At 71.3% G+C, this 12,973-nt stretch carries 14 protein-coding genes and 1 pseudogene; 3 read left to right on the top strand and 12 right to left on the bottom strand.

What is annotated here, in order from left to right; translation table 11 throughout:
- Positions 1-9 precede the first annotated feature (9 nt).
- Genes HFP48_RS05265 through HFP48_RS05240 form a run of 6 tightly spaced genes read right to left on the bottom strand, consistent with a single transcriptional unit; the run spans position 10 to position 5,576 of the window.
- The gene (locus HFP48_RS05265) at positions 10-1,266 is read right to left on the bottom strand and encodes an MSMEG_0569 family flavin-dependent oxidoreductase (RefSeq protein WP_029541279.1); all 1,257 of its coding nucleotides are present in this window, start codon (positions 1,264-1,266) and stop codon (positions 10-12) included.
- On the bottom strand, positions 1,263-1,607 hold the full coding sequence (locus HFP48_RS05260) for an MSMEG_0570 family nitrogen starvation response protein (protein ID WP_029541275.1): 345 nt from the start codon (positions 1,605-1,607) through the stop codon (positions 1,263-1,265). The genes HFP48_RS05265 and HFP48_RS05260 overlap by 4 nt, the downstream gene beginning before the upstream one ends.
- Positions 1,600-2,547, bottom strand: a complete 948-nt coding sequence (locus tag HFP48_RS05255) for a carbon-nitrogen hydrolase family protein (protein ID WP_006931873.1) — start codon at positions 2,545-2,547, stop codon at positions 1,600-1,602. Before HFP48_RS05255 ends, HFP48_RS05260 begins: the two co-directional genes overlap by 8 nt.
- Entirely contained in the window at positions 2,544-3,977 is a 1,434-nt protein-coding gene (locus HFP48_RS05250; RefSeq protein ID WP_029541271.1) for an MSMEG_0567/sll0787 family protein, read from the bottom strand. Before HFP48_RS05250 ends, HFP48_RS05255 begins: the two co-directional genes overlap by 4 nt.
- Position 3,978: 1 nt before the next feature.
- Entirely contained in the window at positions 3,979-5,040 is a 1,062-nt protein-coding gene (locus tag HFP48_RS05245) for an MSMEG_0568 family radical SAM protein (protein WP_029541268.1), read from the bottom strand.
- Positions 5,041-5,051: 11 nt separating this feature from the next.
- Complete coding sequence (locus HFP48_RS05240; RefSeq protein WP_006931869.1) at positions 5,052-5,576, bottom strand: MSMEG_0572/Sll0783 family nitrogen starvation response protein; 525 nt, start codon at positions 5,574-5,576, stop codon at positions 5,052-5,054.
- A gap of 245 nt (positions 5,577-5,821) precedes the next feature.
- Between HFP48_RS05240 and HFP48_RS05235 the strand changes: the two genes are divergently transcribed.
- The gene (locus tag HFP48_RS05235; protein WP_029541264.1) at positions 5,822-6,328 is read left to right on the top strand and encodes a MarR family transcriptional regulator; all 507 of its coding nucleotides are present in this window, start codon (positions 5,822-5,824) and stop codon (positions 6,326-6,328) included.
- A 251-nt stretch (positions 6,329-6,579) separates the two neighbouring features.
- A complete protein-coding gene (locus HFP48_RS05230) occupies positions 6,580-7,866 on the top strand; it encodes an MFS transporter (RefSeq protein WP_246872559.1) in 1,287 nt (428 codons plus the stop codon).
- Positions 7,867-7,938: 72 nt separating this feature from the next.
- Here HFP48_RS05230 and HFP48_RS05225 read toward each other — a convergent pair whose 3' ends face one another.
- Positions 7,939-9,138, bottom strand: coding sequence for an EstA family serine hydrolase (locus tag HFP48_RS05225; protein ID WP_006931863.1), 1,200 nt, complete (start codon positions 9,136-9,138; stop codon positions 7,939-7,941).
- Positions 9,139-9,197: 59 nt separating this feature from the next.
- Positions 9,198-9,305 (bottom strand): annotated as a pseudogene (locus HFP48_RS05220) (adenosine-specific kinase); the annotation flags it as partial.
- Positions 9,306-9,504: 199 nt separating this feature from the next.
- On the opposite strand from HFP48_RS05220, the gene HFP48_RS05215 reads away from it, so the two are divergent.
- Positions 9,505-9,693: a hypothetical protein gene (locus tag HFP48_RS05215; RefSeq protein WP_006931861.1), complete on the top strand. Its 189-nt coding sequence runs from the start codon at positions 9,505-9,507 to the stop codon at positions 9,691-9,693.
- 21 nt (positions 9,694-9,714) lie between these two features.
- On the opposite strand, the gene HFP48_RS05210 is transcribed toward HFP48_RS05215, so the two are convergent.
- From HFP48_RS05210 to HFP48_RS05195, 4 genes are all read right to left on the bottom strand, one after another.
- Complete coding sequence (locus tag HFP48_RS05210; RefSeq protein WP_006931860.1) at positions 9,715-10,143, bottom strand: HIT family protein; 429 nt, start codon at positions 10,141-10,143, stop codon at positions 9,715-9,717.
- Positions 10,140-10,718 carry a TetR/AcrR family transcriptional regulator gene (locus tag HFP48_RS05205; RefSeq protein ID WP_006931853.1) on the bottom strand — a complete coding sequence of 193 codons (579 nt, stop codon included), beginning with the start codon at positions 10,716-10,718 and terminating at the stop codon, positions 10,140-10,142. The genes HFP48_RS05210 and HFP48_RS05205 overlap by 4 nt, the downstream gene beginning before the upstream one ends.
- Positions 10,719-10,828: 110 nt before the next feature.
- On the bottom strand, positions 10,829-12,250 hold the full coding sequence (gene purB, locus HFP48_RS05200; RefSeq protein ID WP_168579160.1) for an adenylosuccinate lyase: 1,422 nt from the start codon (positions 12,248-12,250) through the stop codon (positions 10,829-10,831).
- 24 nt (positions 12,251-12,274) lie between these two features.
- Positions 12,275-12,892 carry a TetR family transcriptional regulator gene (locus HFP48_RS05195; protein ID WP_029541237.1) on the bottom strand — a complete coding sequence of 206 codons (618 nt, stop codon included), beginning with the start codon at positions 12,890-12,892 and terminating at the stop codon, positions 12,275-12,277.
- Positions 12,893-12,973: the final 81 nt, after the last annotated feature.

The raw sequence follows: 12,973 nt of genomic DNA, 5'->3' as shown, positions 1-12,973 counted from the left end.
CGGCGCCCGTCAGGCCGGGGCGCCGATCGAGGCCCGCAGTCCGGCCTCGAGCTCGATCCGGTCCGCGAGGTGTTCGGCGTCGCGGGCGATTCCGGCGAACCGTCCCGATCCCCACGTGTGCAGCCAGGGCAGGCCCAGGAAGTACAGGCCGGGCACCGAGGTCACGCCCCGATTGTGGCACGGCAGACCGGCACCGTCGAAGACCCCGGCGTGCAGCCAGCGGTAGTTCGTCCGGAATCCGATCGACCAGATCACCGAGCCGATCCCGGCGGTGTCCAGGTCCAGGCCGGTGGGTTCCTCGGCGGGTCGCCACACCGGGACGTACCGCTCCTCCGGCGGGGCGTCGATGCCCTCCCGCGCGATGTGGTCGTCGATCATGTCCTTGATGCTCTCGGCCACGGCGTCGGCCGCGTCGAGCGACGCGCCGAGGGTGGGCGCCACACGCAGCACTCCGTCGTCCACACCGAGCAGCCTGCCGTAGAGGCGCATCCCCTCGAGGGCGAAGGACCGCAGGTCGATGTCGCGACCGCCGTCGCGGCCCGTGACGTAGTGATTGGTGTTCTCCCGTTTGGCGGTTCCGCCGGGGTGTTCGGCGATGGGCACGTCATAGGTGCCCATGTCGTGCAGCCAGGCCACGCAGTCCCGCCCGCGGTAGAACCGCGCCACCCGCGGTGCGCTCCCGGTCACCAGGTGGACCTGCCGGCCGGCGAGCATGAGGTCCTCGGCGATCTGCGCGCCGGACTGCCCGTTGCCGACCACCAGCACCGCACCGTCCGGCAGCGCGGACGCCGACCTGTACCGCGAGGAGTGCAGCTGGGTGAGGTGCGCGGGCAGCTTCTCCGCGTACCGCGGCACCACGGGCTCGTGGTAGCCGCCGGTGGCGACGACGACCTGCCGCGCCCGGATCGGGCCTGCGGTGGTCTGCACATCGAAGCCGCCGCCGGCCGCCTGCGTCACCGACGTGACCGCGACGCCCTCGCGCACCGGCGGGTGGAAGGTGCCGGCGTAGCCGCGGACGAACGCGTACGTCTCGTCGCGGGTCATGAACCCGTCCGGATCGTCGCCGCGGTAGCTGTAGCCGGGCAGGTTGCATTGCCAGTTGGGGGTGACGAGGGTGAAGTTGTCCCACCGGCTGTCGCGCCACTCGTGGGCGATGCCGTCCCGTTCGAGCACCACATGGTCGATGCCCCGCTGCACGAGGTGCCAGCTGACGGACAGACCGGCCTGGCCCCCGCCCACGACGACGACGTCACGGTTCTCGATCATCGGACTGTTCCTTCCGGTCGGTGGGCTGCGCCGGCGCCGCCCGGCGCGGCGTCGACGGTGGGCGGATCCAGGGCCAGCACCCGCACGACGGCATCGGGTTCGTAACGACCGGCCGCCGCCTCGATCTCCGCGAGTGTCGCGGCCGCGGAGGTGCAGTACATGCCGAACTTGACGCGCACGCGTTCGCTCGCCTCGGTGAGGGCCAGGCGAGTGCGGTCGACGAAGTCCCGGACGGCGTACTCCGCGCCCGCGGTCAGATGGTCGTGCATCACCAGGGACGGCGAGTAGTACTCGCCGGCGCGGCCGTCGGGCCACCGCACCGTGTAGGTCATTTCAGGCATGGGCCGGCACACCTGCGCCGCGGAGGGACGCCGGCCGCTGCTCGCGGCTCAGCTGCGTCCCGGTCACCAGGTTGGGGGCCACCACGTCGCCGTAGACCTCGGGCCGCCGGTCCCGCAGGTTGTACATGCCGCCGCCGCGGATCGCGTCGAGTTCGGCGCGCACGTCGAGCCGGGCGGACGCGAGGCCGGGGTCGGTGCCGGTGGTCGCCAGGATCTCCCCACCCGGCCCGACGATCTTGGCGCTGCACACGAACCGCAGCGACCCGAAGGTGCCGGCCTGGTTGGACGCCACCCACACCACCTGGTTCTCGGTGGCCCGGGCCCGGTCGTAGATGTCGAAGCGCTGCGTCCACCGATCGTCCGCGAGAGCCGCGGCCTGCGCGGTCCGGGCCGTCGGCCAGGCGGACAGCGACGTGACGATCTCCGCGCCGTCGAGGGCCAGGGCGCGGGCGGCCTCGGGGAACGCCTTGTCGTAGCAGATCTGCATGCCCATCCGGCCGATCGGCGTGTCGAACGCCGCGTAGCGGTCGCCGGCGTCGTAGCAGAGGTTCTCGCCCAGCGGCTGGTGCACCTTGCGGTAGGAGCCGAGGATGCCGTCGCCGTGCAGCGTCACGGCCGCGTTGTAGCGGGTCGGCCCGTCGGCCTCGCAGAAGCCCAGGGTCACCACGAGGTCGCCGGCGAGGTCCACGACCCGCCGCAGTTCCGGTCCGTCGAGTGCGAGCGCCGGCGGCAGCGCGCGCAGGCGCCGCTCCCGCGCCGCCTCGCTCTCGTCGCCACCGCCGAGGCTCGGCAGGTACCCGCCGAGGCACGCTTCGGGCAGCACCAGCAGGTCGCTGCCGCGGGCGCGGGCCTGGTCGATCAGTGCCGCGATCGTCGCGTAGGACTGCTCCATGTCGCGGCCGAATTCCGCCGCCGCGACCGAGATTCCGATCTCGCTCATGCTCTTCCCAATCCTGTGACGGTGCCGTGCACCGCGTTCGTGATCATGCCGTCGGGCCAGCGCAGGCCGACCCCCGGTCGTGTGGTCAGTTCCCCGCACACCGCGGACACGGCCGGTCCGCTCGGCGGCGTGGGGCGTCCGGGCCGGTCCGCGGTCACCATCGCGAAGCCCGGGAAGCACGCCATCCAGTCGCCCATCGTCGGGCCCGCCGGCCGGGGAATCCTCGCGACGTCGAGGACGGCGCCGACGCCGCTCGCTTCGGCCAGCATCCCGACGGTGCCGGCGAGTCCGGCCATGCTCACGTCCTTGGCCGCCGCCGGCCGCGCGCGGCGGACGAAGGACCCGAGCAGCGCGAGCTCCTCGGACGTGCACGTCGAGGTGGAATCCCATTGCTGTCCGGTGTATCCCGGTCGCCACCGGCCGCGCAGGTCCACGGTGAGGCGGAGGTCGTGGCCCGCGGAGCCACCGCCCGCCGGGATCGGCTCGGCCGCCGCGCCGAGCGCGGTGACCGACAGCGCGGCGGGGACGCCGAGCTGGGTGTGGCCACCGAGGATCGGCACGTTCCACATCCGGCCGGCGTGCGCCAGCCCGCGGAGCACGCGGGTGAGCACCGAGCGGTTGGGGGCGCCGACGGCGTCGAGCATCCCGACCGGCGTCGCACCCATCGCGGACAGGTCGTTGAGGTTGACCAGGGCCGCGCACCAGCCCGCCCACTCGGGATCGCGCTGGACCATCGCCGGCACGATCGCGTCGCACGCCGCGACGAGGTCGCTGCCGGGGACGGGCGCACCGTCGTCGCCACGAAACCCGTTGCCACCGAGCCCGTCCGGATCCCGGTCCAACGGCGCCAAGACCTGCGCCAGGACCGATTTCGTGGACCGGACGAGCCGTTCGATGCGGTCGAGCGGCCACTGCATCAGCACATGCGGGGCACCGGCGACGACGACGTCGTCCCGGCGGACCCAACCGAGTCGGGTGAACATCGGCTCGTTGGGTGCCTGCACGGTCGCGTCGAAGCGCAGCACGCCGTGGGACTCGGCGTACGCGCAGGCCGCGCGGACGAGGGCCCGGCCGATGCCGCCGCCGTGGCGGCTGCGGCTGTCGACGACCAGGCGGCTGCCGGTCCACCAGCCGAGGTCCACGCCGTCGGTGGCCGGGGCGAGCCGCACCCCGCCGAGGACGGCGCCGTCGGGTGCGGCAGCGACCAGGACGACGGTGCGGGGATCGTCGTCGAGGTCGTCCCGGTCGCTGCCCGCGAACAGTCCCTGCTCGAGCACGAACGTCTCGCGGCGCAGCCGGTGGTAGGCGGCCACGTCGCCGGCGTGGGCCGCCGCGCGCACGAGGAAGCCGGGCGGCGGCGCCGGTGCGGGACCGGCGAGCACCGCGGGGTCGAACAGTTCGGTGGTCCGGGAACCGGATTCGGATGTCATGTCAGCCTCCCGCGTTCTGCAGCACGCTGCACGCGCCGCACGCGGCGCATCCGGCCTTCTGGTCGGAGCCGGCCATGCCCGCCGCCCGCAGCTGCGCGGCGACGCGCCGGGTGACGTCCTCGAGCAGCGTCGCGTCGGGGGCCGTCGCCCCGTCGACGTCGACGGCGAGGGTGCCGGCGAGGGGTCGGAACGGCACCACGAACGGGTAGACCCCCATCGCGATGAGTTCGGCTGCACCGGCGACGAGTTCGTCGGCGTCCTCGCCGAGTCCGACGAGCAGGTAGGTGGAGACCTGGTTGCGCCCGAAGACGCGCACGGCCTCGGCCCACGCCGCCCGGTACTCGGCGAGCGGAACCGTCGCCTTGCCCGGCATCCAGCGCCGGCGCACGCCGTCGTCGAGGGATTCGACGTGGATGCCGATCGAGTCGGCGCCCGCCCGGCGCAGGTCGGTGAGGGTGGCGAGATCGCCGGGCGGTTCGCACTGCACCTGGACGGCGAGGTGCGGCACGACCGCCTTGACCGCGCGCACGCAGCGGGCCAGGTGGCGGGCGCCCCGGTCCGTCCCGGCGGAGGTGCCCGTGGTCATGATCATCTGGGTGACCCCGTCGAGGCGGACCGCGGCCGCGGCGACCTCGGCGAGCTGCTCGGGACGTTTGACCGCGACCGTCGAACCCGCCGCCAGCGACGCCTCGATCGAGCAGAAGCGGCAGCGCTGGTCGGGGTCGTACCGGATACAGGTCTGCACCACGGTGGTGGCCAGGACGTCGGCGCCGTGCAGGCGGGCGATCTTCTCGTAGGAGACGCCGTCCGCGGTCTGCAGGTCGTAGAACCTGGGCCGGCGCACCGGCTCGACGTCGAGGCCCGTGTCCGTTCCGTCCAGCAGCAGCCGGGTGCCGTCCACCGTGTACGGGCTGTCGGACCGGATCGGGATCGCGCCGCCCACCCCGCCGATCAGGACGTGCCCGTCGTCGCTCGGGCCGGCGCCGGAACGCCTGTGCACCGGCGCCTCGAGGGACCGGATGCCGCGGACGGCCAGGTCGACCCGGGTCGAGAGACCGCTCATGGTGTCACCCTTCAGACCATGTAGGTGGAGTTGATGATGGCGCCCTTGCGGGCGTAGTGGATGATCGCGTCCTGCACGTCCAGGGGGTGGGCGGGAATGGCGCCCTCGATCAGGTCCTCCTCCCGGTGCCCGTGCAGCGCGAGGCCGAACCGGCACACGAAGACCTTGCCGCCCTCCGTGATGAAGGTGGTCAGCGCGTCGTTGATGTTCTGCTCACCCGGGAACCCGTTGTCACCTGTCGTCGGGAAGCCGCGTGTGGCAACGGCATTCATCGCTCCGGTGCCGTAGAAGTAGATGGCCGACTCGAAGCCCTTGCGCAGCGCGCGCGTGGCCTGCAGGACCGCGACGAAGCTCACCGACGACTCGTGGGCGATGCCGTGCACGAGGGTGAAGTAGCACTCGCCGTCCTCGGCCCGATAGTCGGGGAAGATCTTGGTCGAGCCGTAGAGGTTGGTGCCCTTGGGCAGTGCCGGATGGGGGATCTCGGCCAGGGACCTGGCGATGTTGTCGGCAATGGTCTGCTCGATGTCGGTCACTGAGTTCTCCTCGGAGATCGGTGGATTCGGCGGGCGCGCCGGTGATCTCGCCCGGCTGCGGCCTGCAATCAGTAGACGTGCAGTCGATTTCGCGTTGGTCATCCCTGGAACAACGCCGCATTTCGTGGAGCTCACATCGGCCGGAATCCCGTCATCGCCGCGTAACACCGCCGCCGGGAGGGGGCGCGGCAGCGGGTGCGAGGCGACGGCATTGGGCAGGTCACCGGTTGGGTAGCATCGAGACCATGAGCACGGAGGCCCGCCCGCAGTCGGCCGGGGTCGAAGCCGGGTCGGCGAGGGCGACGGACGACCCGCTCGCCCTGGACCGTCAGGTCTGCTTCGCGCTCGCCGTCGCCAACCGGGCGGTGCTCTCGGTGTACCGGCCGGTGCTCGAGCCGCTCGGCCTGACCCACCCGCAGTACCTGGTGATGCTGGCCCTGTGGGGCGACGCCCCGATGTCGGTGAAGGAGATCGGCCGGGCCCTGCAGCTGGACTCCCCCACCCTGTCGCCGTTGCTCAAGCGGCTCGAGTCGACCGGGTTGATCACCCGCACCCGCAGCCCGCTGGACGAGCGGCAACTCGTCGTCGACCTGACCGACGAAGGCCGGGCCCTGCGGGCGCGGGCCGCGACCGTCCCGGAGACGGTCGTCCGCAAGCTCGGCGTGAGCCTGGCCGAGCTGGAGGAACTGCACGACGTGCTCACCCGCATCAACGCCGCGGCGCTGAAGGCCGGCGCGCTGGACCACGACTGAACCGCTCGCACCCCCCACCCCCGTGCGCGCGGCGGCGTCCACCATGCGGGAAACCCCAGAAGAACAATTACGGAACAGTAACGAACTCTCTCCATCGTCGCATCGACCGGATCCCGCGTGCGCTCTGTGGGTACGCAGGGACGGTTGTCCGAACGAAGGGAAGTGTCGTGAGCACCACCAACGCCGGCCGGAAGGGTGAGCCCCAGGAGGTCCCACCGGGGCATCTACGGCGCGCCATCAGCGCCTCTGCCATGGGGAACTTCACCGAGTGGTTCGACTACGGCGTGTACGCCTACACCGCCACCTACATCGCCGACGCGTTCTTCCCCGACGATCTCGAGTCGGCAACCCTGCTCACCCTCGGCGTCTTCGCCGTGTCCTTCCTCGTCCGTCCCCTCGGCGGGCTGGTGTGGGGCCCCCTCGGCGACCGCCTCGGCCGCCGGCAGGTGCTCGCGCTCACGATCATCCTGATGGGCACCGCGACCGTCCTGCTGGGCGCCGTCCCGTCGTACGCGTCCATCGGATTCTGGGCGCCGCTGCTGCTGGTTCTGCTGCGCATGATCCAGGGCTTCTCGACCGGCGGCGAGTACGGCGGCGCCGCGACGTTCATGGCCGAGTACTCCCCCGACCGCAAGCGCGGGTTCTTCGGCAGCTTCCTGGAGTTCGGCACCCTCGGCGGGTTCTCGTTCGGCGCGCTCATCGTGTTGTTCGTCGACCTGGTCTCCACCGACGCGTTCATGAGCACGTGGGGCTGGCGTCTGCCGTTCTTCGTCGCCGGACCGCTCGCCCTGGTGGGCCTGTACCTGCGGTCCAGGCTCGACGACACCCCGGTGTTCCGGGAACTCGAAGCCGAGGGCGCCGTCGAGCACGACACCGGCACGCAGTTCAAGGACCTGCTCGTGCAGTACCGGCGGCCCATCCTGACCCTGATGGGCCTGGTCGTCGCCCTCAACGTCTGCAACTACACCCTGCTGAGCTACATGCCCACCTATCTCGAGAGCCGCATCGGACTGTCGAGCACCGCGTCGCTGTTCCTCGTCGTGATCGGTCAGCTCGCGATGATGGCCGTCATCCCGTTCGCGGGCGCCCTGTCCGACCGGATCGGCCGCAAGCCGATGTGGACGATCTCGATGGTCGGCCTGCTGCTCTTCGCGGTTCCCATGTACAAGCTCATGAGCATCAGCTTCGGGTGGGCGATCGTCGCGTTCACCGTCCTCGGCCTGCTGTACGTCCTGCAGCTGTCGACCATCTCGGCGACATTCCCGGCCATGTTCCCCACCCACGTGCGCTTCGCCGGCTTCGCGATCGCCTACAACGTCTCGACGTCGCTGTTCGGTGGGACCGCACCGGCGGTCAACGAGTGGCTGGTGGAACGGACCGGCAACGACCTGGTGCCCGCCTTCTACATGATGGGGGCGTGCGTCGTCGGCCTCGTCGCGCTGTACTTCGTGGCAGAAACGGCCGGAGCTTCCCTGCGCGGGCGCGGCATCCCCGGCGTCGACACCGAACCCCACCCGACGGCGCTGTCGAAGGCCTGACATCCGCCGAACACCTTGTCCGGAGGGGTCTTTCGATCGACCCCCCGGGGCCGGGTACGCGACCGCCCCGGATCAGGTCGACGTTACGGCGCGGGTCATCGCGGCACGTAAAGCGACGTCGCGCGGATCGTTTCGAGACTTGCCCATGCGGTTGCAGACGTAGCCGTAGCCGATCCCGGCATCCGGATCGGCGTAGCCGAAGGAGCCGCCGGCACCGGGCGCGCCGAACGACCGGGGCCCGCCGAAAGACCAGTCGGGACTCGGGCGCATGAAACCGAGGGAGAACCGGATGTCCCCGAGCATGCACGCGTCGTGGAATCCGTTCCGGGGCGGCACCGGCGGGGCCGTCAGTTCGTGCAGCGTGTCCGGGCGCATGCCGAGTTCCGCACCGCCGGTGGCCAGGACGCCGTAGGCGTGCGCCAGGGCGCGTGCCGTGCCCACGCCTCCGCCGGACGGTGCCTCCAGATCGCGCGCGTAGATCGTGTCCGCGTCCATTGCCACGAGCGTTCCCGGGTTGGCGACCAGCGAGCGGTAGAACACCGACCGCTTGTTCAGGAACGCCGGAAACAGCCGCGGCGACAGCTCAGCGAGGTTCAGGAAGGGGTTCCGCATCACCAGCGGGGCAAGTCGGGCGTCGGGAACGGAGGCCGGGAGACGGATGTAGAACTCCAGCCCCAGCGGGGTCGCGATCTCGTCCTGGAAGACCTGCCCCAGCGTGCGGTGCTGCGGGTCGACCCGGCGAACGAGTTCACCCTGATAGAAGCCGAGGCTGATCGCGTGGTAGGCCTGCCGCGCCCCCGGCTCCCACTCCGGTCTCTGGCGAGCCATGATCGCGGCCAGCCGGTCCGGATCGGCGATGACCCCGACATCCACCGGCTCGTCGAAACCGAACAGCCCGGCCTGGTGGGCCAGCAGTTGGCGGACGGTGATCCGTTCCTTGCCGTTCTGCGCGAACTCGGGCCAGTAGGTGCAGACGCGCTCGTCGAAATCGAGCCATCCACGGGAATGGGCCAGCGCGACGGTCATGGCGGCCATCCCCTTCGTGGCGGAGAACACCAGCGTCATGGTGTCCCGTTCCCAGGATTCGCCGGTCGCCTTGTCCCGTACCCCGCCCCACAGATCGACCACCTTCTCGCCGCGGTAGTAGACGCAGCAGGCAGCGCCCAACTCCCCACGGCGGGCGAAGTTCTCGGCGAACGCCTGCCGTACGGCCGCGAAGTCGCTGCGCGCGTATCCGTGAATCCCCGGATGTACGGACTTTCGAGCGGACACGGTCGCCTCCTCTCGCGCGGGCTCGGCACCCGGTTACCGGCGGTCCGGCACGGGGCCGCTCACAGCTTGTAGCCGATCGTGCGCAGCAGGGCTTTACGGTCGGCGACGTCGGAACTCGACTCCACGCGGGCAGGCGGCCGCCCGTCGATCATCCCGGCGATCTCCCGACGACGTTCATGTCGTCCGGCTCGTCGACCGCCACGATCTGCAACTCCACGACCGCCTCCTCGAACGCCTGCGACTCGCCGGGTCGCCGTCCACAGACAGTCTCCCGCGCCCGGGAGACGAGGGCAATGCAGTCGCCGGCCGGGGCAGGCGCCCATCGGGCACATGTCCGCCGCATCAGGGATGAGGGAGGATGGTGCGGTGACCGATTCCTCCCGTTCCCCGGTGAGCCGGCTCCGCAGGCGCGGACGTTCCGGCCGCGCTGTCGTCCTCGTCGGCTCGCTCGCCTCGGCCCTGACCATTGGCATCCTGTGGCTGCGGTCGGGCCAGGGCGTCAGCGCGTCGGCGTGGCGTGACGACGAAGTGGGCCCGGACGATCTGGCCGGGTGAGTCCGGAGGATTCACCCGGCCTCAATCGGAACCCACACTCAGCGCCGCGCGGATCGTCTCGGCGGTCCCGTCGAGCACGGTGCGGTTCGGGGTGCGCGGCACCGCCCGCAGCCCGAACCCGTCGCCGCGACGCCGCGGAACGACGTGCAGGTGCACGTGGAACACCTCCTGGCCGGCGGCGACGCCGTCGGCCAGGAAGAGGTTGACCCCCTCGATCGGGAGCGAACTCGCGCGCAGTGCGGTGGCGATGCGCCGGCCCGCGTCGAACACCCGCGCGCCGTCCTGCGGATCGAGGTGCGCGAGACCGGACGCGTGACGCTTCGGGATCACCAGCAGGTGTCCCGGTGTGAACGGGCGAATGTCCATGAACGCCAACACGTCCGGTTCGTCCAGCACGATGCTCGCCGGCGCGGTGCCGGCGACGATCGCGCAGAACACGCAGTCGCTCACGCACTCTCCTGGACGGGTGCCGGCCGCCGGACGCCCTCGAGGAGCTGCAGCAGCTGCGCCTGCACCTCCGGCCGTTCGCGGACCGGGTCGTCGCTGTGGGCGAGGTAGAGCATGGCCTCCTCGACGGCCGCGACGATCATGTGCGCCAGCGCCGAGGACTGCGGGGCCGGCTCACCGCTGCGCCGCGCGATGGCCCGCAGCGCGCGCTCGGTGATCATGATGGTGTTCTTGCGGTGCCCCTCCCGCACCTCCGCCCAGCCCAGCACCGCGGGAGCCTCGATGAGCAGCAATCGGCGGATCGCCGGGTCGTACACGACGTCGAGCGAGGCGAGCACCGCCGCGGTGAACGAGTCCCACGGATCGTTCCCCTCGATCGCCGCGAGCGTCTCCTCGGTCTCCACCTGCATCCGTTCCACGACGCCGCGGAACAGGTCCCGCTTGTTCGCGAAGTGGTGGTAGAGCGCCCCACGGGTCACGCCCGCGACGGCGACGATCTCCTCGGTCGCCGCCGCGGCGTATCCGTCGCGGAGGAAGACCTCCGTCGCGGCGTCTAGCAGCGCGGCTCGTGTCCGCACCGCATCCCGAATTCGTACGGCATTACCCGGCTTCCCAGCCAACATCTTCTCCCCTGCACTTCGGCTACCCCCATCTGACAAATCCCCCGGCAGCCCGTTCCGGACGATCCCTACAGGATCGGCGCCGGCGTGTACTTCGCGGCCTCCGGGTACTGCTCGACGAGGTCCTGCACCGCCGCAACGACGGTGGCGACCTGCGCCTCCGCGGCCCCGACGAACGCCGACCGGTCGGCCAGCGCGGCGTCGAGAGCCGCTCGATCCAGTGGCAGCCGCTCGTCGGCGGCCAGCCGGTCCAGCAGGTCCGGCTCGCGGCCCTGCTCGCGCATCGCCAGCGCCACGGCGACCGCATGCTCCTTGATGACCTCGTGGGCCGTCTCGCGGCCCACGCCCGCGCGCACCGCCGCCATGAGCACCTTGGTGGTGGCCAGGAACGGCAGGTAGCGGTTGAGCTCCTTCTCGATCACCGCCGGGTACGCGCCGAACTCGGCGAGGACCGTCAGGAACGTCTCCATCAGGCCGTCGAGGGCGAAGAAGGCGTCGGGCAGTGCGACGCGCCGCACGACCGAGCAGAACACGTCGCCCTCGTTCCACTGCGCGCCGGCGAGCTCGGCGGCCATCGACGCATACCCGCGCAGCACCACCTGCAGGCCGTTGACACGCTCGCAGGAACGGGTGTTCATCTTGTGCGGCATCGCGGACGAGCCGACCTGGCCCGGCTGGAAGCCCTCGGTGACGAGCTCGTGCCCGGCCATCAGGCGGACGGTGTGCGCGAACGACGACGGCCCGGCCGCGACCTGCACGAGCGCGGAGAGCACGTCGTGGTCCAGCGAGCGCGGATAGACCTGACCGACGCTGGTGAGCACGTTCGCGAACCCGAGGTGCTCGGCGACCGTCGCCTCGAGACGCGCGAGCTTGTCGGCGTCGCCGCCGAGCAGGTCCAGCATGTCCTGCGCGGTGCCCATGGGGCCCTTGATGCCGCGCAGCGGGTACCGGGCGATCAGCTCGCGCAACCGGGTGAGCGCGATGAGCAGCTCGTCGGCGGCGGACGCGAACCGCTTGCCGAGGGTGGTGGCCTGCGCGGCGACGTTGTGCGACCGGCCCGCCATCACCAGCGCCGAGTACTCGGCGGCGCGGTCGGCCAGCCGCGCGGCGATCGCGACGCCGTGGGCGTGCACGTGCTCGAGGGAGCGCAGGATCTGCAGCTGTTCGACGTTCTCGGTGAGGTCGCGGCTGGTCATGCCCTTGTGCACGTGCTCGTGGCCGGCGAGGGCGTTGAACTCCTCGATGCGGGCCTTCACGTCGTGGCGGGTGACGCGCTCGCGGGCCGCGATCGACTCGAGGTCGACCTGCTCGAGCACCCGCTCGTAGTCGGCCAGGGCCTCCTGCGGGACGTCGATCCCGAGTTCCGCCTGCGCCCGGAGGACCGCCAGCCACAGCTGGCGCTCGAGCACGATCTTGTGCTCCGGCGACCACAGCGCTGTCAGGTCCGGGCTGGCATAACGGGTGGCAAGAACGTTCGGGATGCGACTCACAGGACATCAGTTTACGGCGCCCCGTCACGCCTCCTGTTCGGCAGGCGGTGCCACCCGCTCCACGACGTCGGGCAGGATGCCCCGCGCGAGGGCCCGCGGATCGGGCTCGAGATCGCCGAGCGCGCCGAGCACGGCCCCGTCGACAACCGCGACGAGCCGCCGCAACTGCGGCTCGTGCACCGACCGCCCGCACCGCTGCAGCAGGTCCGTGAGCAGCTGATCGATCTGCACGCGCAACTCATGCTGGACGTCGCGCAGTTCGGGGTGCCGGGCGGTGGCGACGCACCGTTCGTAGCGGGCGATGAGGCGCTCGCGTTCGATCTCGCCGACCCCGCCGGGGCCGACGAGCAGGTCGACGATCAGGTCCGCGGTGGACTCGGGGCTGCGGTCGCTCGGCGGGACGCACTGCACCCGCGAGCGCATCGCGTCGAGCTCGCGCCGCCCGTTGTGCTGCACCGCGCTCGCGATCAGGTCGTCGAGGGAATGGAAGTAGTAGGTGGTCGAGGCGAGCGGAAGTCCGGCGCGGTGCGCGACGGCGCGGTGCCGGACGGCATCGATCCCGCCCTCGAGGATCAGGTCGGCCGCCGCCTCGACGAGCGCCTGGCGGCGCCGTTCGCCCTTCGGGGTGGCTGCGATCGACACCCTTGTCATGGTGCCAGTCCCGGTGGTCACGCCTGAGGGAAACGGCCCGAATACTCGCAGGTAGGACCTATCTGTCGGGTT

Source organism: Rhodococcus sp. DMU1, assembly GCF_012272955.1.
Taxonomy (GTDB): Bacteria; Actinomycetota; Actinomycetes; order Mycobacteriales; family Mycobacteriaceae; genus Rhodococcus; species Rhodococcus aetherivorans.
The sequence above is the reverse complement of the archived record's forward strand: the minus strand, read 5'-3'. Positions and strand labels throughout refer to the sequence as shown.